The following is an 18,772-nucleotide window of genomic DNA, read 5'->3' on the forward strand; positions in this document are numbered from 1 at the left end:
CGGTCTCCTCGTTCGTGGAGTCGGTGTCTTCCGCGGTGGACTCGTCCGCTTTCGTCGGTCGACTCGGTCGTCTCCTCCGAGACCAGATTCGACGGAGCGACCGTCTCGCCGTCCAGACGGATCGGCACGTCGCCGTCCATCTGGAAGTCGGTGAACTCGCCCGTGACCCAGAAGGAGTCGACGCCGCCTTCGACGTGCCCGGAGACGGTGGTGCCGTCGATCGTGTCGCTGCCGTTGGCGCGCGGGCCGGCTTCGACGCTTCCGTCCACCTCGAACGTGTAGTTCACGCGGTCGTAGGTGACGCTCCCGTCGATGACGAGTTCCTGACCGTCGTTCGTTCCGGTCGACGTGGAATCGCTCGTCGAGTCAGACGTGGTGTCGTCCGTCGAGTCAGACGTAGAATCGTCCGTCGAACCCGACGACGCCGGCTGGGGGTCCGGAAACGGACACGACCCGTCCCGAGTTATCGACGAGCTCGACGCTGTCGAGTTCTCGAGGGTGATCTCCCTGCCGGTCACGTCGATGGTCGAGTCCTCGACGACACCGCCGTCGGCGTCGACGAAGTTGACCCCGTCGCGGTTCGACCCCGGCTGGTGGATACAGCAGTTCCGGACGACCGAGTCGTCCGCTTCGACGAGCCGAACGGCCTCCCGCCCGGACGCCGATCCGGTGATGCTGACGTTCTCCATCCGTATCCAGTGGGGTTTCGGTGCCGTCTCCTGCCACTCGCGCCAGGAGATCGTGCCGGGTCGCCCCCGACGGACGGCCCACATGTCGCCGATGTCCGTCCGGATGCGGGTGTCCTCGATGGACAGGCTCCGCCCCTGCGGCGAGAGGTTCACCATGGCGATTCCGTTCGGGGCGTTTCTCCCCACGAGTTCGCAGTTGCGGACCTCCGCGCCCGCCGGGATCGACTCGGCTCCATCGAGCTGGACGCCCTGCTCGATCTGGATGCCGCGCATCCCCCATCCCGTCGAGATGTCCCCCAGCTCCGGTCCGGTGTACTTCTCGAAGTCGATCTCGATCGTACAGTTCTCGATGTAGCTTCCCGCCCCGCCGATGCGCACGTTCGCGGCGTTGTTGTTGAGGAAGTAGCAGTCGACGATCTCCACCTGTCCGGGCGTCCGGGAGGTGTACGTCCCGTTGTTGCCGAACTCGCGGAAGTCACACCCCTCGATGCGGACGGTCCCCTTGTTCGTCCAGCCGACCCACACGCCGATCCGCCCGTTGCCCCTCGCGTAGCCGTCGGCACGGGATCCCTTCTTCGCCACCGCGTTCCGCAGGACCCCCCGCCCGCTCTCGCTCGTGATCCCGAGGAGGAAGGCGCTGACCTGTCCGGAGTTGTCCGTGAGCCCACGACCGAGGAACTCGATGTCCTCGATGTGAAAGCGGTTCCGGCACCTGAGCCTGATCCCGGTCGTCGTTCCGTCGGCGCGCATGTCGACGTCGACGCTCTCGATGAGCACGTCGTCCGGGACCGGATCGTAGTTGAACAGGAGCCCCGTGTAGCCGGTCGTGGGGACGAACCGCACGTCGCCCTCGCCGAGCACGCCGACGCGGTCGGCGTCGACGACGATCTCCCCGTCGAACCGGTACTCCCCCTCGGGGAACCGCACCAGCGTCCCCTCCGAGAGTGCGGCGTCGAGCCGATCGTTCACCGCCTCGTTCCCGGACGGGTCCAGTCCCAGATCGTCGACCGCGTCCAGCACCCGATCGAACTCGATACCGTGACGGGTCATTCCCCCGGCGGCGGCTCCGGCCGTTGAGCCCGTCGCGACCGCTGCCGCGGCCGCACCCGCCATCTTCAGATAGCCACGACGGTCGAGCAGCCGGGAATCGTCTCGGTAATCGTCTCCTACCTCGGTATCGTTTCCGTAATCGTCTCCTACTGTACCGTCATCAGGTGTCCTTTCTTTGGACATGGACGAGTATCCCCGAGTTACTTGAATAACCGTTTTCACCAATAACTGGCCGGGTAGAGACAGATGGTTTCGATTGGTTACCAGTTAGTATCCGAATAGTGATGGTACCGTTTATCGTGTGGTAGAGATACCCTACCAGCGTTCTCAATCGAGTAGAGATTTCCATCCCGGCCATTTCGATGAGTAGGAGCTCCTTACCGGGCGGATCGGCGAGTACTTCGACGGGAAGGCGGCGTCGCTACAGGGCACCGCGAACCGGCGGGCGAACAGGGGGGACCGCCGCGCGCGGAAGCGAGCCCACCGCGATCCGTCTCGGCCCGGTAACAGACCCGATCGATCCAGGTGCGAGTCTCGATCGACGGCCGGTATCCGTCCGTACTGGGTGTATCTGTCCGTACTGCGTCGGAGGACCCGTCACTGCCGGTTCAATATCTGCCCGAGGGGGACGCCGTCCTCCAGCGCGTCGATACCGATCCGGAGGGAATCGGAGAGGGCTTCGACGAACGGCAACGTCGACACGGTGGGTCCGAGTCCGAGACAGACGCTGTCAGTCCCGGAGTTCCGGGCGAGTACCCGGAACAGGGGCGGGTCCGTGGTGAGTTCGACGGCCGCGCCGTCGTCGCTGAACCGTTCCAGGACCGTCTCGACGTTGAGACACAGGAGGTGGTGGTCGGGCGTGGTCGTCGGGTCGACGGCGACGACGATCGGGTGTCCGTCCGTCCAGATACTGCTCCCGCTCACCTCGCTCCGCAGCGATTGATCCAGTAGAATCCCGTCCCGATCCGTCCCCCGACAGATGATCTCGCAGTTCGCCACCGTCGATCCAGGTGCCAGTCGGAGGTCGACCGCGACGCCGCCGGCCGCGTTCCCGCCGATGGTGACGTTCCGCAGGTGTGTCCAGTGCGGGAGCGGTGGCCGCTCCCGGTCCGGCCGGTAGGGGAGCGTCCCCACCGGCGCGCGACGTACCGCCGGCGTCCCGTCGATGTCACACCGGATATCCGTGTCGCGGACGACGAGGCTGCGCGCCTGCGGCGACTGTTCGATGACCGCCTGCGACCGCGGCGACCGGCGAGCACGGAGCGTACAGCCGCGGATCTCTGCACCCGCCGGTAGCGGCTCCGCACCCTCCCGCTGGACGCCCTGCTCGACGACGATCGCCCGCGTGTTGAACTCCGTCGACGTGTCCACCCTCCCGCCGGTGTACTTCCTGAGGTCGATCTCGACCGTACAGTCCTCGACGTAGCTCCCCGCCCCGCCGATGCGTGGACCCGCCACGTTGTTGTTGAGGAAGTAACAATCCACGATCTCGACGTTTCCGGGGGTTCGAGACCCGTACACGCCGTTGTTGCCGAACTCGCGGAAGTCACACCCCTCGATACGGACGGTCCCCTTGTTCGTCCAGCCGACCCACACGCCGATCCGTCCGTTTCCCCCTTCGTAGCCGTCGATACGGGAGCCCTTCTTCGCCACCGCGTTCCGCAGGACCCCCCGTCCGTCTTCGTTGCGGAGCGCGAGGAGGAACGCGCTCGTCGTCCCGCCGGGAGAGTCCTTCGTCCCCCGGCCGAGGAACTCGATATCCTCGATGTGAAAGCGGTTCCAACACTTGATCCTGATCCCGGCGGTCGTGTCCGGCGCGCGGATGTCGACGTCGACGTTCTCGATGAGCACGTCGTCGAGATCCTCTCCCTGACCGTCGAACAACAGGCTGCCGAATCCGGGGTCGGGGACGAACTCGACCGACCCCCGTCCGAGGAGGCCGATCCGCTCCGCGTCGAGTGACACGGACGCACTGAAACGGTACTGTCCCTCCGGAAACAACAGCAGCGTCCCGGCGCTCGACAGCGCCGACTCGATGTCGTCCTCGACGGCGACCTCGCCCGACGGGTCCAAACCCAGGTCGTCGACCGCGTCCAGTACCCGGTTGAACTCGATCCCGTGCCGGGTCCCGAACCGCTCCTCGTCGGATTCGGGGGGCGATGCGTCGTCGTGCATTCCTCCCTGGGAAGTGTCGTCCCGTGGATTAATCGGATGGCCGCTCGGGTCGTCGTTCGCTTCCGAGCTCATACAGCCGGCGAGCGACGCCACCGCAGCGCCGAGGAACCCGAGATAGGGGCGTCTGCCGATGGAATCCCTCGGGTCGCCTCCGTCGCTCGAATCACCGCCGTCGCTCCCCTCGCCACTCCCGTCGCCAGCGCGTCGATCGTCCGACCCACTCTGCGTTTCGGGACCGTCCGACCCACTCTGCGTTCCGGGTCTCGTTCCCCCGGATTCGCTCGACTCGCGGTTCATAGGTAGCCGAGTCCGCGGAGGCGTTCTTCGACCGCCTCGTCGCTCTCGAGTCGGTCGGTCGCTCCGTTCGACGAGCCGCGGTCCTGACGGGACACCTCCCGTGTCGCCGGCGGTGACTCGGGTTCGAACACCTCCGTCAGCACCGTTCCCTGGGCGGCCGCCGGAACCGGCTCGCCGAGCCCGTGGAGAAGGGTCGGTGCCACGTCGACGACCGTCGCTCCCTCGACCGCGGTTCCGGCCTTGATCGAGGGGCCACGAGCGAAGAACACGCCGTCCGGTCGGTGGTAGGCGGCGATACCGTCGGCGTCGACGACCGCGTCGTCCTCGAGCCCGGGCTTGACGTGGTACCCCTCGACGCCCTCGACGACCACGTCCGGGGCGAACTCGTCCCCCGGGTTGAGGTCGTCGCCGTCGTGGACCGAGAGAACCGCGTCGCCGGTGGCGGGGTCCCTCAGCGTCGAGAGCGCCTCCATCACCTCGGCTTTGACCCGGTCTCGCTCGCTCGGGTCGACCGCCCCGACGTCGAAGCGAGCGGTGTCGTTGACGTAGACGCTCCCCAGCCCGTGGAGGAACGCCTCGGTTCGCTCGGAGTCGACGTCGTAGAGGGCGTGGTCCCCGGGCACCGTCCGGGCGACGCTGTCGACGACCGACGCCGGGAGCCGCTCGACGAGCGTCTCGTCGTCGATGCCGACCCGCGCTAAGGCACCCAGGACGCGCGACTTCGTCACCCCGTCCGCGAGAGCGCGGCCCGGACTCCGCTCGAGTCCTTCGGCGTCAACAGCCCCGCGTCCGCCAGCGCCCGGTTGACGTTGACGATCCGCGAGATGGGGCCGAACCCGTGGTCGGAGACGACGTAGAGGGTCGCGTTCCGTCGATCGCAGTACTCCATTACCTCCGCGAGGACCGCGTCGAGATCGCGGTAGTGGCCTAAGAGTACGTCCTCGTCCCAGATCAGGTGCTGGAGCCTGTCGGGTGCCGTGAACGTGAAGAAGAACAGCCGCCAGTCGTCCCGCTCCATGAGCGACCGCAACAGATCGCGGCGTCCCTCGAACAGCTCCGCGAAGTCTTCGAGGAACTCGTCGCGTCGGTCATCGCCGTACCGGTGCCACTTGAGTCCGACTCGATACCCCGGGATCCGGTCGAGAATCTCGTCGGCCAGTTCGGGTGGCTGCGTGAACCCGTCCGCGTCGGGCGTGGGTGTCATCATCCCGGCGACCATCGTCCCGTCCTCGCCGACTCCGCCCGCGGGATACGTCATCGGCACGTTCGCGACGACGGCGGGCGAGAGCAGGCCCCAGAGCGGCGGCCGTCGGAGGTCCTCCCGGTTGTAGGGCCGCTGGCTGTAGTCGGCGTCGAGCTTCATGAACTCGTACAGCCCGTGCCGATCGGGCCAGGCGCCGGTCGCGATGGAGGGCCACGCGACCGGCGTGTTCGCGGGCGTCGTGCTCCGAAGCGGCCCGGACGCCCCCTCCTCGACCAACTCGGCGAACGCGGGGAGTTCGCCGGTCTCGATCCAGGGCTCGACGAGCGGCCACGGAACGCCGTCGAGCCCCAGGACGAACGCACGGTCGCTGCCCTCGTTCACCGGGACCGCCCCCGTGGACGTGGTTCGATCCGAATCATTGCGCTCCGCTTAGCGGAGGATCCGGTTTGTTATGCTTCGCGTACTCGGGTAAGCCGTCGATATCAGTCGAGATCGAGTTCGAAGCGGTTGGCGTGGGTCAGCGTCGTCCACCCGAGGATCCGCCGGTCGTACAGCGGCCGACCGATCGCCTCGACGACGCGCCGGAACTCGGTGCGGTTCCACCGCGAGTACGCGAGTTCGTACACCGATCCCGCCGCCGTCCGCTCCGCGTCGGTGTACCCGTCCTCGCCGGTTCCCCACTCCCATTCCTCCGCGCCGACGACGTACGGCTGGTGCCCTTCGAAGGCTCGCAAGAGCGCGCTCGTATCGTCGTCGGGGAGGGAGTACTCGTAGAGGTCGACGCCGTAGTGCCGGGCGATCTCGGCGGTGAGCGTCAGCGACTTGAGCCCGTAGATGGAGTAGTCCAGCCCGTCCGTCCGCCCCCGTTCGTGTCTCAAGAGTCCGTTCGGCTCGAGCTGGTCGAAGGCGTTCTCACGCCAGTCGTCGAACGCGCGCCCCAGCGCGTCGCGGTCGTCGAGATACGCCGCCGCGGTCGCCCGGGCGAGGATCCACCAGGCGTAGATGTTGTTCCGGACGACCCCGGTGTACCGCTGTCGCCCTTCGCCGTCCTCGAGGTCCGCCAGGTACGTCTCGGCCCACGCGCGGAGCTCCCCCCCGATCCGCCTCGACGGTGGACCAGTGGGAGGCGTCGCGGACGAGCGCTGCGCCGTACAGAAGCGTCGGAATGGTGATGTGGAGTTCGATGGAGAAGTACGCCTCGCCGAAGTTCCGGCCGGAGGGATACATCCGCGTCTCGGGGGCGAGAAACCAGTGATCGAGCAGCTCGATCGCCCGTTCGGCGAATCGTTCGCGGCCGGTGAAGGCGTACCCGATCCCGAGGTCGCGGACCCACGTGCCCATATCGATCGCGGCGTGGTAATCGGGCCGGTCCTCGCCGGTGGCGAACCGATGCTCGTCGACGCCGTCGGGGGATCCGTCGTCGACGACGCTCACCGGCGTCGCCGTCAGTGCCCGTTTCGCGTCCCGGAGTTGGGCGTCGTACGCCGTGGACCAGGGCTCGTTCCCGGCCGTCACCTGCTGGGTGATCGCCGCGACCTCCTCGCTCGAGAGGATCCCGGCGTACACCGTCGGCGACGAGGACGTCCGATCCTCCGGTGGCGGTACGTCCCCGCTTCCGGGCGTCTTGGATCCGCACCCGGCGACGCCCGCGGCGGTACCGAGCGCCGCGACCCCGCGCAGGACGTCCCGACGACGTATCGGGTCGCCGTCGGAACCTCCCGCAGTCATCCGTCCATCGCCGCCCGTTCCGCCGGTCCGATCATCGTTCCGCGTCGCGCCCTGCGGCCTCGAAGTCGTTGTACCAGACGTCGACGTGGTGGTCGGGCGTGTAGGACTTGCCGACGACGTCGGGGACGCCGGTGCCGGTGAGGTCCACCGCCTTCGCCTCGTGGGTCTCGACTCCCTCCGCGACGACGGTCCGTTCGAACCGACCCCCGCCCTCGTTTCTGAACACGTAGTGTCGCGGGACGTCGTTCTCGCCGAGGCTCATCTCCGCCGCGTAGATGTCGAGCCGCCCGTTCCCGTCGAAGTCCGCGAGTTGGAGGCTGTGCGGACAGAACAGGTCGTCGGCGAGCACCGTCTCCTCCCAGCCGTCGTCCCGCCGGTCGAACCACGCGACCCGTCCGGGATGGGTGCCGTAGGTGGGGGAATCTCCCTCCGCCAGCACGACCTCGTACTCGCCGTCGCCGTCGACGTCCCCGACCGCGACGCGGACGTCGTCCCAGCCGGTGGCTATCGGTTCGGGGTCCACGCGTGGGTCCCGTCGCGCCGACGGTAGACGTCCGTGCCGACGACGAGTTCCGTCCGGCCGTCCCCGTCGAGGTCGCCGATCCACACGCCCTCGGCGTCGCTGTCCCCGTCCACGACGTGACAGTTCTCCTCGGGCCAGGGTTCGACCGTCGGGTCCGCCGGAATATCGTAGTAGAACACCACTCCGGAGCGTTGAGAGAGCCCCACCACCTCGGGATCGCCGTCGTCGTCCACGTCCCCGAAGGCGAGGTCGTGGTACTTCTCGAAACGCTCCGTCACCAGGTGCCGGTCCCAACTCGAGCGCGGGTCGGGCGGCTGCTCGAACCAGTAGACCGCGTTGTGGTGGATCCCCTGTCCGGCGAGGACGTCGACGCGTCCGTCCCCGTCGACGTCGCCGAGCGCGCACCCGACCCCGAGTTGGGGGACGTCGGAGATGGCGTGTCGCTCCCAGCCGGGGTTCTCGTACCAGAACAGGGTCGGACCGGCGAGCCCCGTCGCCTGCTTGATCCCCTCCACGCTCGGGAGCCGCGTCCGGCCCCCGCCCACGAACAGCTTCGTCTCCGGGCCGGCTCCTCCGACGACGACGTCCGGGTGACCGTTGCCGGTGAGATCGGTCGTCAGACAGGTGCCGAGTTTGGTCGTCGGGGGGGCCGCGTCGATGACCTCGTGGCGAAAGCGGAGTCTCTGTGTCTGCATGGATCCCCTCTGGGGGGCGTTCGGCATTGTTATCGATCGCCTACGCACCCCGTGGCCCGTCGGATTACGCGCTCGTCGGCGGTCAGATCGCCCCGGCGAAGTTCCGGAGCGTCTTCCGCAGCCCCCAGCGGAGTTGGGTCTCGAGCACCGCGACCGCGGCCCCGTACACCGCAGCGCCGGCCGCGACGAGGACGACCAGTTCGAGGAGCACCCATTCGAGCGTCAGCGTCGCCTGGAGCCAGAGGACGACCCCTCCCATGAGGAGGCTCGCGACGGCCGGGTACGCCATCTCCCGGAGCAACCGACCGAGGCTCGTCTCGACCGACTCGAGCACGAGGTACACGTCGATCGGCATCACCGGGAAGATGTAGACGCCGAGGACGGCCGCCGCCGTCCCGGCGATGCCGAATTCCCGGGTGACGGGAATGATGATGATCGCGGTCAACACGAGCCGGAGGACTCCAAGCTTCACCATGTAGTCGGGCCGCCCGAGTGCCTTCCACACCGGAGAGTACGCCGATCCAAGCGCGATGAGGAGCCCGTACACCGCGACCAACTGCATCACCGGGACCATCGGCATCCACTCGGTTCCGAGGACGGCCTCCACGAAGGTCGGGGCGACGGTCGCGATGCCGACCGAGGCGGGAAAGGAGATCACCATCGTCACCTGAAGCGTCCGGTAGAACGCCGATCGGAGGGCGGGGATGTCGTCTTGAAGCTGGGAGTACGCCGGGAAGGCGACGCTCGAGATGATCTGGGAGATCTCCGTCGCCGGCGCTTGGCGAACTGGTACGCGACCTGATAGAGCCCGAGCGACGCGGCGGACAACACCCAGCCGATGACCGCGTCGTCCCCCTGGTTGATGAGGAAGTAGACGCTCTCCGAGCCGGTGATCCACTTCCCGAACCCGAAGAGGTCGCGGGCGACGTCGAAGTCGAACTCCGGCCACGGACGGTAGCCATGGATGGCGTACGACGCCAGCAGCCGAGCGGCGTCCGAGGCGACGTACCCCAACACGAGCGCCCAAACGCTTTGGGTCGCGAGCGCGACCGCGAGCGCGACGACGAAGTTCGTCACCGAGCCGCTCATCGTGTAGACGAACTGCTTGTGGAACTCGAGGTTCTTCCTGAAGTACACGATACCGGGGTTGCGCAGCCCGAGGAGCAGCGGAGTGAGCGCGATGACCCGGAGGATCGGGGTGGCGCGAGGTTCGCTGAAGAAGGCGGCGACGAGGGGCGCGATGAGCAGGAGGATCCCGGCGAGCACGATGCCGCGGAGGATTTCGATGCCCCAGTAGGTGTTGAGGTAGCTGTCGACGTTCCCCGATGCCTTCTGGATGAGCGCCTGGTCGAACCCGATGTTCGAGAACCGCTTGAACGCCGTCAGCGTCAACAGGGCGATACCGAGGAGCCCGAAATCGGCCGGCGTGAGCATCCGAGCGAGGATCGCGATCATCAGCAGCTGCAGACCGCGGTCGAGGATGTTCGTTACCGTGGCCCAGATACCGCTTTTCACCGTCTGTTCGGTGAGGTCGCCGCCCGGCGTGAGGCGGGTCAGAAGCTGTCGGAGTGCGGAGAGAAGTGACATGGTACGACGAGTATGAATCTATCGCAGAGAACCCGTGTCGCGGCCATTGTTATGAACGCGTTATCGACCCGATGGAACACGTTACTGCCCCCACGTGGCGGTGTCCTCCTTGTGGTATGTTGGCACAGACGGAATCGCGGCGAGGTCCGGGAAGCGCGGACCGACGTAACGAACGGCCTAACAATACGTCTCCCGGGGCCACATCCGGCCGATGGAGACACCGGACCGGCCGCTGGTCAGTGCGGTCCTGATAACCCGCGATCGGCCGGCGAAGCTCGAGGGCGCACTCGCTAGCTCCGTGAACAGACGTACCCGAACCTCGAAATCGTCGTCGTCGACGGGTCCCGGGACCCCGTCGAGTCGCTGGTGCGTCGCTGCGCCGGGGACGTTCCGGTCACGTATCGCCGTGACGACGGCGAGGGACCGGGCGCCGCCCGGAACCTCGGCATCCGCGCGGCGACCGGGGAGTACGTGGCGTTCCTCGACGACGACGACAGGTGGCTTCCCGAGAAGGTCGAGCGACAGGTGGCGTCGTTCGATCCCGGGGTCGTCGCCGTCTACACGGGTCAGTTCGCCGTGCGCGACGGTGAGCGCGTCGGCGGACGAACGCCGTCGCTGTCCGGTCACGTCACCGAGAACCTCCTCCGCGGGGAAGCCTGCGCCCCGACCTCGACGATCATGGTCAGGCGGTCGGCGATCGACGCCGCCGGGGACTTCGACGAGGAGCTCCCGATCTGGGAGGACCGCGAGTGGTACGTCCGGCTCTCGGAGCACGGAACGTTCCGGCCGGTTCCCGACGCGCTGGTCCGGCGTGGGTTCGGGGAGTACGACCAGCTCACCGACGATTTCGAGGCCGCCCGCGACGTCGCCTATCCGCGGTTCCTCGAGGCGCATCGGGAGCTGGCCGCCGAGTACGGGCCCGCCTGCGAGCGGGCGCTCGTCGCGTCGCTCTCGCGAACGCTCGGCGCGACCGCGATGGAGAACGGACGGTACGGCGAGGCACGTCGCTGGCTCTTGCGCTCGCTCCGGCACGATCCCCGACAGCGACGGACGTGGCTTTACCTGGCGGTGTCGGTCGGAGGGGGTCCCGCTCGGCGGGGCGTTCGGCGACTTCGACGGACGTACGAATCGCTCGCGTCTCGGGGGTAGCGACTGCGTCCTCGGCGCCGAGGGGCGGTACCGGATCAGGTCGGACGGGCGGGGGCGGTCGCGACTGACCGCGCCGGCGTCGCACCGTCGTCAGACCGTGACGCTCTTCGCGAGGTTGCGCGGCTTGTCGATGGACCGCCCCCGGTGTTTCGCGGCGTGGTACGCGACGAGCTGGAGCTGGACGTTCGCGAGGACGCCCACGAGGTCCGGGTGGGTGGCGGGAACGGGCAGGACGTGGTCGACGTCCCCCTCGAGGTCCGGGGCGTCCTCGCTCGCCACGGCGACGACCGGGCCCCCGCGCGCCCGTATCTCCTTGACGTTACCGAGCGTTTCCGTGTCGCCGTCCCGTCCGTTGAAGACCGAGAACACCGGCGTGTTCTCGGTGACGAGCGCGAGCGGACCGTGTTTCAGTTCGGCGGCGGTGAACCCTTCGGCGTGTTCGTAGGTGATCTCTTTGAACTTCAACGCCCCCTCCAAGGCGACCGCGTGGCCCGGCCCGCGTCCGATGAAGAAGTACGCGTCGGAGTCGACGAACGAGTCGGCGATCTCTTCGGCCGAGGAGCCGTCCACGACCTGCTGTACGTGATCGGGCAGTTCCGTCAGTGCCGACAGGAACGACTCCGCGTCCGCCGACGGCGTCCCGACCACGTCTCGACGGATCCGTTCACAGAGGACCGACAGCGTCGCCACCTGCGAGGAGAAGGACTTCGTCGCGGCGACGCCGATCTCCGGGCCGGCACGGACCAACAGCGTGTCGTCACACTCCCGCGTCAGCGACGACCCGACGACGTTCGTTACCACCGTCGTCCGCTCCGCGCGAGCCGCCCTGACGGCCGCTATGGTGTCCGCGGTTTCGCCGCTCTGTGAGATCGCCAACACGAGCGTCCCGTTCTCTTCGGGCGGCGGAGCCATCGCGTACTCGGAGGCCATGAACGCGCGCGCGGGAACGCCTCGCCGTGCCAGCAACGACTCGGTGTACATCGCCGCGTGGTACGACGTCCCCATCGCGACCAGGTGTACCCGTTCGATCCCGTCGAAGGTTCCGGGGGGGAACCCGTCGAGCTCGACCTCCTCGGCGAGCGAGTCGACCCGGCCACGGACGGATCGTCCGAGGGCGATCGGCTGCTCGTTTATCTCCTTGAGCATGTAGTGGTCGTACCCCCCTTTGCCGGTGTCCTGCGGGTCCCAGTCGACGGTTTCTGTCCGCCGGTGAACGCTCTGGGCGTGGCCGTCGGTGACCGTGAACCCGGTCGGGGTGACCCGGACGACGTCGCCGTCCTCGAGGTACGTCACGCGGTCGGTGAACTCCAAGAACGCGGGGACGTCGCTGGCTAAGTACTGTGTCGAGTCGCCCGATCCGATCACCAGCGGCGAATCGTTGCGGGCCGCGTACACCCCCTCTCTGCCACCGATGACGGCAGCGACGGCGTAACTCCCGTCGATCCGATCGATGGCCGTGCGAAACGCCTCCATCGGGGGAGCCCCGTCCGCCACCGCCGACTCGATCAGGTGGGGGACGACTTCGGTGTCCGTGTCGCTCTCGAAGACGTGACCCTCCCGGCGGAGCGTTCGACGGAGCTCGCCGTTGTTCTCGATGATCCCGTTGTGGACGATCGCGATCCGTCCGGAACAGTCGGTGTGCGGGTGCGCGTTGGCGTCGGTCGGCGGGCCGTGGGTGCTCCACCGCGTGTGGCCGATGCCGATGGACCCGCTCGGCGAGTCCGTCGAAAGCGCGTTCCGCAGGTCGTCGATGTCGCCCGCCCGCTTGCGGACGTCCACGTCGCATCCGTTCTGGACGGCGATGCCGGCCGAGTCGTAGCCACGGTACTCGAGGTTGTCCAGACCGACGAGGAGTTCGTCGGTCGCGTCGTCGCTTTCCCCGATACGAGCCACGATACCACACATTACGCGATCACCTCGACACTCTCGTCGACGTCGCGCGCGGCCAACGCCCCGGCCTCGGTGCTCGCGGGCCCGTTCGTGTCGTACACGTCGTTCGAACGTGTCGTCCCGCGTTCGGGGAGATCACCGATCGTGTTCGCTCCGGGCTCACTCGTCATACCCCGTTCAGGCCGGCAGGCTACTTTGTTATGGACCGGATTTGGTGACCGATCCGGAGTAAGTAACTGATAACCGTTCCCGCCGCTCGCTCGTCGTCTCCACCCGCCGTTCCACCGTATCTCCCTCCCCGTTCTCCCGCGGTTTCCGTCCGAACACCGTAGTGAACACGGCGGCGAACCCCCGAGGAACCCGACTGGGGCGAGAGCCAGTAGCGCCCGGAGTGACGGTGTCCGTGTGGAGCCGTCGATGCCTGAGTTGTCACCCAGTTACTCAATACATATACTCTCAGTTAAAATGTCATATGTTTAAATATTAAAGAGGACATTGAGTTGATAAGAACGGTCTACTTCACATAAGACCGTCGTACCCAGTCTGAAAGTTAAAACACATTGATACTAAATGAACGATCAAATGAGTGAGGCCCACGATCCGAGCCAGGCTCGTCCCCAAACGCCGGAGACGGAATCCATCGGTTCGGACGGGGCCGAGATGGACATCGAAGCGGCGTCGATCGGGTTCGATCAGCTGTTCGAGATACTGAAAAACCAGCGGCGGAGACGGGTGCTACAGTATCTGATCGAGGTCGAAGAGGAGATTACGCTGGACGAGCTCGCCGAAGAGATCGCCGCGCGTGAGACGGGAAAGGACGTCAAACAGATCACCTCACAGGAACGCAAGCGCGTGTACGTGGGACTGTACCAGTGCCATTTACCGAAGATGCACGACTACGGTGCGATCTCGTACAACAAGCCGCGCGGACGGATCGAGACCGGGGAATACACGCCCCTCTTCGAGCGATACCTCTCCGTGGAGAACGACGCCGCCGAGCCCGAATGGACACGGTACCACTCGACGTTGTCGCTCGGCGTCGCGCTCCTGCTCGTAGTGCCCGTCCTCTTCGGGGCAGTATCCTCGAGCACGACGATACAGGTGGTTATCGCCCTCTTCGTCGGGACGCTCGTCGGTGTTTCGGCGATTCGATTCACCAACTTGACATCCTCCCCGCGCTAAACGGTAGTCGCCGAATCAACTCCCGTTCCGCGCTCTCCCAACTTTATTAGTCACAATGTTGATGGTTTCGGCAACTACTGTTCAGGGCGAGGTTTTAGCCTTGAGTCTTCCATAACCCGTCGACGAGCCGTCCCGTTTTTCGTCGAACCCGGACCTCGCAATCGCCTCGTTCGGAACGGGATTTTCACGCCGGATTACTTATGAGAATATCCGAGTAGGAGTGTCCTACACCCGGAGAATCCGGTTCATAACTATCCACCGTTTACAGAATGACACGGGTATGCAAAGAGACGGTACCGACGAACGGGACTGGTGGTTCTGACGATGAGCTCTTCCGATACCGAATCGTTGACGCCCGACAGTGTCTTCGAACTCCTGAGTAACCACCGCCGTCGAATGGTGTTGTACTACCTCCGGCGGAACGGCGGGTCGGTCGGGATGCAGGAGCTCGCCAAACAGATCGCGTCGATGGAAAACGACGTCCCGGCCGACGAGCTGACCAGCCAACAACGCAAGCGCGTCTACGTCTCCCTGTATCAAACTCATCTCCCGAAGATGGCAGAGATGGACACCATCGATTACGACAAGGAAAGCGGGATCGTCCGCCTCACCGAACGGGCCGACGATATCGACGAGTATCTCACGACGAACGATCGGTCGACATACCCGTGGACGTTCCATTACCTCCTGCTCGTAATTGCGGGGGGCGATCGCGCTGTCTTTGTCCGCGCTGGACGTTCCCGTCTTCGACGCCGTCCCGACGCCAGTGCTGGGTGCTGGAATCCTCGTCATATTCGTGGCTTCGGCCGTCGGACAGTACTGGCAGACTCAAAACAGCGAAGAGGAGATTCCGATCGAACTGAGCCAGTATGAACGGTGAACTACCGCTCCCGGTACTGTCCCGCTGCTCTGGGACCGTCGACGGCGCAGTAAGCGGGGAGATCCGACCGTAAGCGACGGCACGTGACGGACGGGGTTCGAGTAAGCTCGAAGGAGGTTCCAATATGCACTTTATTATTAACTGGGTGGGTGGATACCTGGTATCATGGGGAGCGTGCACAAGGATATCTGCGTAACCGTGAGCGAAACCGTCTCGGACGCGTTAGGTGAGCCGGTGGACGCACTCCCACCGCTTTCCGACGCGATCCATACTGACGGGTTGGACGCGGTGGTGACGAACGACCGATCGCACGACGTGACTGTCACGTTTTCGTACGCCGGAATGCGCGTCCTCGTCCACTCTGATTCCACCGTATACGTCTGTCCGCTGCGTGCTTCGAGGACAGATTCACCGGATACATACGTCTGATCACCGCAACGGACGTTTGAGGGAACGGCAAGTTCGAAGTGTTCGAGGGACCACATGAGTAGAGAGGGTGAGACGTCCCGCTCGTGTTTCGGTCCCGCGAAAGCTAAGTTACTACAATAATCACAACAGTTTAATATATCCCCGATCCGTATCGAAGAACCGATGGACCGGTCCGAGGAGTTCAGTGATGGAGATATCGAAGCCCACGCACAGTACGATTGGTCAACCACGAGTCCATCGGACGCCGTCGTCGACACCGTCGCGAGCGTGGTGAGCGGTGGACCCACCTCGTTCGGCCCACTGTACGACCGTATCGACCCCGACGCGTTGGACTCGCTTGTCCAGTCGACCGGAACCGGTCGGACGGCCGACGGGATCCGCGTCTCGTTTTCCCTCGCTGATCGACTGGTCACCGTCCACAGCAACGGGGAAGTCGTCGTCCGCACCCCGACGCGGAAGGGCGCTGAAAAGCGACGAGAGGAACGCTCCGAGGAGTGACGCGAAGGACTGTCCGTCAACTCGTACTCGGAGAATTGTTTCTACCACACCGGACAGTAAATAAAAAATTCGCATACACGAACACGTGACAAATAAGTAATTGGTCGATGGGTCAAACGAATCTGATATCGAGCGTTTTGACCGGGTATTCCACCGTACCAGGGCGGATGAGGTCCTCCGATATCGATACTGCCGGAATTCAAAAAGGTTACTACGGAGATTCCCCGATAGGGAGTATCCACATGACCGACGCAAATCGAGTCGCTTCCGAGCCCGGATCCGAGATGGCTGGCGCGTACCGGGCTACGTACGATTGGACCTCGATGGAACCGAGCACTGCTGTCATCGAGACCGTGGCGGACGCGACGGGCCGCGAACCGCTCGCGCTCGCTACGCTGTATGACTTCATCGACTCGGACGCCCTGGATTCACTGTTTCGCTCGAGCGATGGGGAGGTGTCCGTCTCGTTTACGTACGCCGAACACGAGGTGACCGTACATAGCGACGGAGAGGTCGCTGTTCTCCCGGTTTTCTCGGGCCAGGATCCGGGACAGTAGATCGGTGCTCACCGGGAATCTCGCCCACGCTTCGTCGGGTCACTGATCGCCGCGTTTCACCGCGTCGCTGATCGATTCGAGACACGTATCTGCTGTCTTCGGTCGCAGCTACTGTTCTCGATCGCTGTAGGTGGGTCATAACGATATCGTGTGTCGTCGTATCGCTCGTATCGGATGAACACGGATGCAGGGACTCCGAGATACGAGGTGTTCGAGGCGGCGATAGTCAGTGGCGACGGGACGTCGACCGAATGTACGATCTACCCGAGGGACGTCGACGAGGACCGTCGAACGACCGCGTGGATCACCGCTCGCGAGGGGGCCTACTGCTCGGCGGCTTCCATGCGTTGATCCCCTCGAGCGCTGTGCATTGAGTCGAGACCCTCGACCTCTTCTTCGGCATCGCTGAGCCGTCAGTACGGCGAGCGAGTCGCGACCGTCGATCCGGACGACGGCCGTGCGGGCGCCGATCCAATCGGCCGGTGCTGTCTGACTCCGACCGTTCGTCCCGCAAACTGGCCTGCTGGATCCGCTGGTCTGCTGGATCCGCTGGTTCGATCGAGGCGGTCGATTATTAATCGGCTACCGTCGAGAACGGTCTAATTACTCAAGTCACGTCGGCTTAACAGGGGGAGTATGGAAAGCTTCATCACAGAAGGTGACAAGCGGCGAATCGCTGCGTTCGTGTCGACACCGAAGTACGAACGCGACCCGGAAATGCTCGTACCCAGCGACGATTGACGCTGTCGTACTCGGGAACTCGACAGAGTAAGCTCACGAATAGACCGGAAATCGGCCGATCGCTTCCACGACGGTTCCGGATGCGTTCCGATCTCCGGTCTAGCGAGGCGGGAACCGCGGCGCTCACAAGAAGGTCCGGATCCGCTCACCGTCGACGAGGATCGCGTCGTTCCCCGTGACCTCCACGATGTGATTCGGCGTCTCGAACTGGAGCCGCCACGAGTTGCTCTCGTGATCCACGAGATCCCGTATCGCGTCCGTAGAAACGTGGTTCTGAAGGTGGATCCCGAGCTCGTCCGGTTCCACACCCTCGGCCTCGGCGATGCCCATGGCGATTTGTTCAGGTAGAGTTGGATTCATTTCGTAAATGTCCGTACGTATCAATAAAAACCTATTCGATCGGTGGCGAATCGCTGTGGGTCCGTGGTGGACGAACCCATCGATAGACGACGAGCCGATACCCGCTATACTCGCGAACGGGACCGCTGTCACGTACGGATCGCCGAAGAAGCCGAGAGACGGTATCGACCGACTATCGAACGGCTTTGACGCCCTTCCTACGGAAGTAGCACAGACACCCCTGACTCGTGATTCTCCGGACACCATCAGTCCGGGTGCTCCGTTTCGAGTCGCCAGAGGAAAATCGCCTTCAGCACGACGACCAGACTGTTCGTCTCGCCCTCGCCCCAGATGGCGGTCTCCGACCGCGGGTCGGACGGAGACGCGTCCGCACCGTTGACGAGTGCGCTCACGAGCGTCTTTCGTCCGTCGATCATCATGAGTCGCCCTGCCGACGTATCCGACCAGACCCACAGCGACTCGAACATCGTCGCGTCAGGGATGTCGTCCTGGATGCGCTCTTGGACATCTGCCGAGACGCCGCCAAGCTTGATCGAGACGCCGCGCTCCGCGGCTTCGCTCAACGCGTCGATCAGGTCCTCGGTGAGGAGGTCCTCGACGGTCATGTAGACGATCTCCTCTTCCGCGCTCGCGAAGAACTCTCTGACCCGTTCCGTGACCGCCCGCTGTCCATCGACCGTCCAGACACCCCGCTGTTCGGCTCGTCGTTCGACGGGTTCGAGTTCACTCAGTGCCGTTCGCAGGACGTCAGTACGGTGCTGGAGTTCGTGTTCGAACGTTCGGCTCGCGGTTTCGGCTGAGATCGCCCAGAACTGCTTGGGCGATGATTGGAGGATGTCGACGAGCCCCCGGTCGTGTAGTTCGTCGATCGCATCATAGACTCGGGTCCGTGGCACCTCTGACACCTGGCTCACGTCCTTGGCCGTACCCGACCCCAGACTCGCAAGTGCCACGAACGTCCGCGCAGCGTACGCACTCAACCCGAACTGCTCGAGCTGCTCGATGGCCGCGGCCTGTGGGTTTTCAGTTGGATCGTTGTTCATCAATGTAGCTGTATTCCGGGAGTACGAACCCGGCCACCCCGAGCTGGCGTGACCGGGCTGGCACGCAGCAGTACGGTGGTTGGGACACAGTAACT

General features: G+C 65.0%; 15 protein-coding genes and 4 pseudogenes. 7 read left to right on the forward strand and 12 right to left on the reverse strand.

All coding sequences use genetic code 11. The features are described from left to right. From GJ633_RS01770 to GJ633_RS16910, 8 genes and pseudogenes are all read right to left on the reverse strand, one after another. Positions 1 to 1,922 (reverse strand): right-handed parallel beta-helix repeat-containing protein (locus GJ633_RS01770; protein ID WP_303646434.1); only part of this gene is annotated, 1,922 nt, incomplete at its 3' end. 414 nt (positions 1,923 to 2,336) lie between these two features. After that, complete coding sequence (locus GJ633_RS01775; protein ID WP_156586667.1) at positions 2,337 to 3,914, reverse strand: right-handed parallel beta-helix repeat-containing protein; 1,578 nt, start codon at positions 3,912 to 3,914, stop codon at positions 2,337 to 2,339. 293 nt (positions 3,915 to 4,207) lie between these two features. Beyond that, positions 4,208 to 5,796, reverse strand: a pseudogene (locus tag GJ633_RS18405) (alkaline phosphatase family protein). A gap of 101 nt (positions 5,797 to 5,897) precedes the next feature. Next, positions 5,898 to 6,638: an alginate lyase family protein gene (locus GJ633_RS18065; protein WP_321168862.1), complete on the reverse strand. Its 741-nt coding sequence runs from the start codon at positions 6,636 to 6,638 to the stop codon at positions 5,898 to 5,900. Next, positions 6,541 to 7,143 (reverse strand): annotated as a pseudogene (locus tag GJ633_RS18070) (alginate lyase family protein); the annotation flags it as partial. The gene GJ633_RS18065 and the pseudogene GJ633_RS18070, both read right to left, overlap by 98 nt. 31 nt (positions 7,144 to 7,174) lie before the next feature. Beyond that, positions 7,175 to 8,361, reverse strand: a pseudogene (locus tag GJ633_RS18410) (FG-GAP repeat domain-containing protein). Positions 8,362 to 8,443: 82 nt separating this feature from the next. Continuing rightward, positions 8,444 to 8,941, reverse strand: a complete 498-nt coding sequence (locus GJ633_RS16905; protein WP_394351112.1) for a polysaccharide biosynthesis C-terminal domain-containing protein — start codon at positions 8,939 to 8,941, stop codon at positions 8,444 to 8,446. Between the two features lie 45 nt (positions 8,942 to 8,986). Continuing rightward, positions 8,987 to 9,948, reverse strand: a pseudogene (locus tag GJ633_RS16910) (lipopolysaccharide biosynthesis protein); the annotation flags it as partial. 324 nt (positions 9,949 to 10,272) lie between these two features. Here GJ633_RS16910 and GJ633_RS18180 point away from each other — a divergent pair. Then, a complete protein-coding gene (locus tag GJ633_RS18180; RefSeq protein ID WP_321168864.1) occupies positions 10,273 to 11,097 on the forward strand; it encodes a glycosyltransferase family A protein in 825 nt (274 codons plus the stop codon). A gap of 90 nt (positions 11,098 to 11,187) precedes the next feature. On the opposite strand, the gene glmS is transcribed toward GJ633_RS18180, so the two are convergent. Together glmS and GJ633_RS01815 are read right to left on the reverse strand one after the other, a co-directional pair. Beyond that, positions 11,188 to 13,002 carry a glutamine--fructose-6-phosphate transaminase (isomerizing) gene (gene glmS / locus GJ633_RS01810; protein ID WP_156586673.1) on the reverse strand — a complete coding sequence of 605 codons (1,815 nt, stop codon included), beginning with the start codon at positions 13,000 to 13,002 and terminating at the stop codon, positions 11,188 to 11,190. Next, complete coding sequence (locus GJ633_RS01815; RefSeq protein WP_156586675.1) at positions 13,002 to 13,157, reverse strand: hypothetical protein; 156 nt, start codon at positions 13,155 to 13,157, stop codon at positions 13,002 to 13,004. The genes glmS and GJ633_RS01815 overlap by 1 nt, the downstream gene beginning before the upstream one ends. Positions 13,158 to 13,569: 412 nt before the next feature. Between GJ633_RS01815 and GJ633_RS01820 the strand changes: the two genes are divergently transcribed. The 6 genes from GJ633_RS01820 (at position 13,570) to GJ633_RS01840 (ending at position 16,884) form a co-directional block, all read left to right on the forward strand. Further along, positions 13,570 to 14,169, forward strand: coding sequence for a hypothetical protein (locus GJ633_RS01820; RefSeq protein WP_231741191.1), 600 nt, complete (start codon positions 13,570 to 13,572; stop codon positions 14,167 to 14,169). Between the two features lie 324 nt (positions 14,170 to 14,493). After that, positions 14,494 to 15,042, forward strand: coding sequence for a hypothetical protein (locus tag GJ633_RS01825; protein ID WP_231741192.1), 549 nt, complete (start codon positions 14,494 to 14,496; stop codon positions 15,040 to 15,042). A gap of 172 nt (positions 15,043 to 15,214) precedes the next feature. Further along, complete coding sequence (locus GJ633_RS16915; RefSeq protein WP_197431188.1) at positions 15,215 to 15,478, forward strand: HalOD1 output domain-containing protein; 264 nt, start codon at positions 15,215 to 15,217, stop codon at positions 15,476 to 15,478. Between the two features lie 162 nt (positions 15,479 to 15,640). Next, positions 15,641 to 15,976, forward strand: coding sequence for a HalOD1 output domain-containing protein (locus tag GJ633_RS01830; RefSeq protein ID WP_156586676.1), 336 nt, complete (start codon positions 15,641 to 15,643; stop codon positions 15,974 to 15,976). A 323-nt stretch (positions 15,977 to 16,299) separates the two neighbouring features. Next, positions 16,300 to 16,533, forward strand: coding sequence for a HalOD1 output domain-containing protein (locus GJ633_RS01835; protein WP_231741196.1), 234 nt, complete (start codon positions 16,300 to 16,302; stop codon positions 16,531 to 16,533). Positions 16,534 to 16,707: 174 nt separating this feature from the next. After that, positions 16,708 to 16,884 (forward strand): hypothetical protein, encoded by a 177-nt coding sequence (locus GJ633_RS01840; protein ID WP_156586678.1) that lies wholly within the window; start codon positions 16,708 to 16,710, stop codon positions 16,882 to 16,884. 513 nt (positions 16,885 to 17,397) lie between these two features. On the opposite strand, the gene GJ633_RS01845 is transcribed toward GJ633_RS01840, so the two are convergent. Then, positions 17,398 to 17,634 carry a HalOD1 output domain-containing protein gene (locus tag GJ633_RS01845; protein WP_156586680.1) on the reverse strand — a complete coding sequence of 79 codons (237 nt, stop codon included), beginning with the start codon at positions 17,632 to 17,634 and terminating at the stop codon, positions 17,398 to 17,400. A 245-nt stretch (positions 17,635 to 17,879) separates the two neighbouring features. After that, positions 17,880 to 18,677, reverse strand: coding sequence for a TrmB family transcriptional regulator (locus GJ633_RS01850; RefSeq protein WP_156586682.1), 798 nt, complete (start codon positions 18,675 to 18,677; stop codon positions 17,880 to 17,882). Positions 18,678 to 18,772: the final 95 nt, after the last annotated feature.

The sequence above is a fragment of the Halorubrum sp. CBA1125 genome (genome assembly GCF_009742825.1).
Taxonomy (GTDB): Archaea; Halobacteriota; Halobacteria; order Halobacteriales; family Haloferacaceae; genus Halorubrum.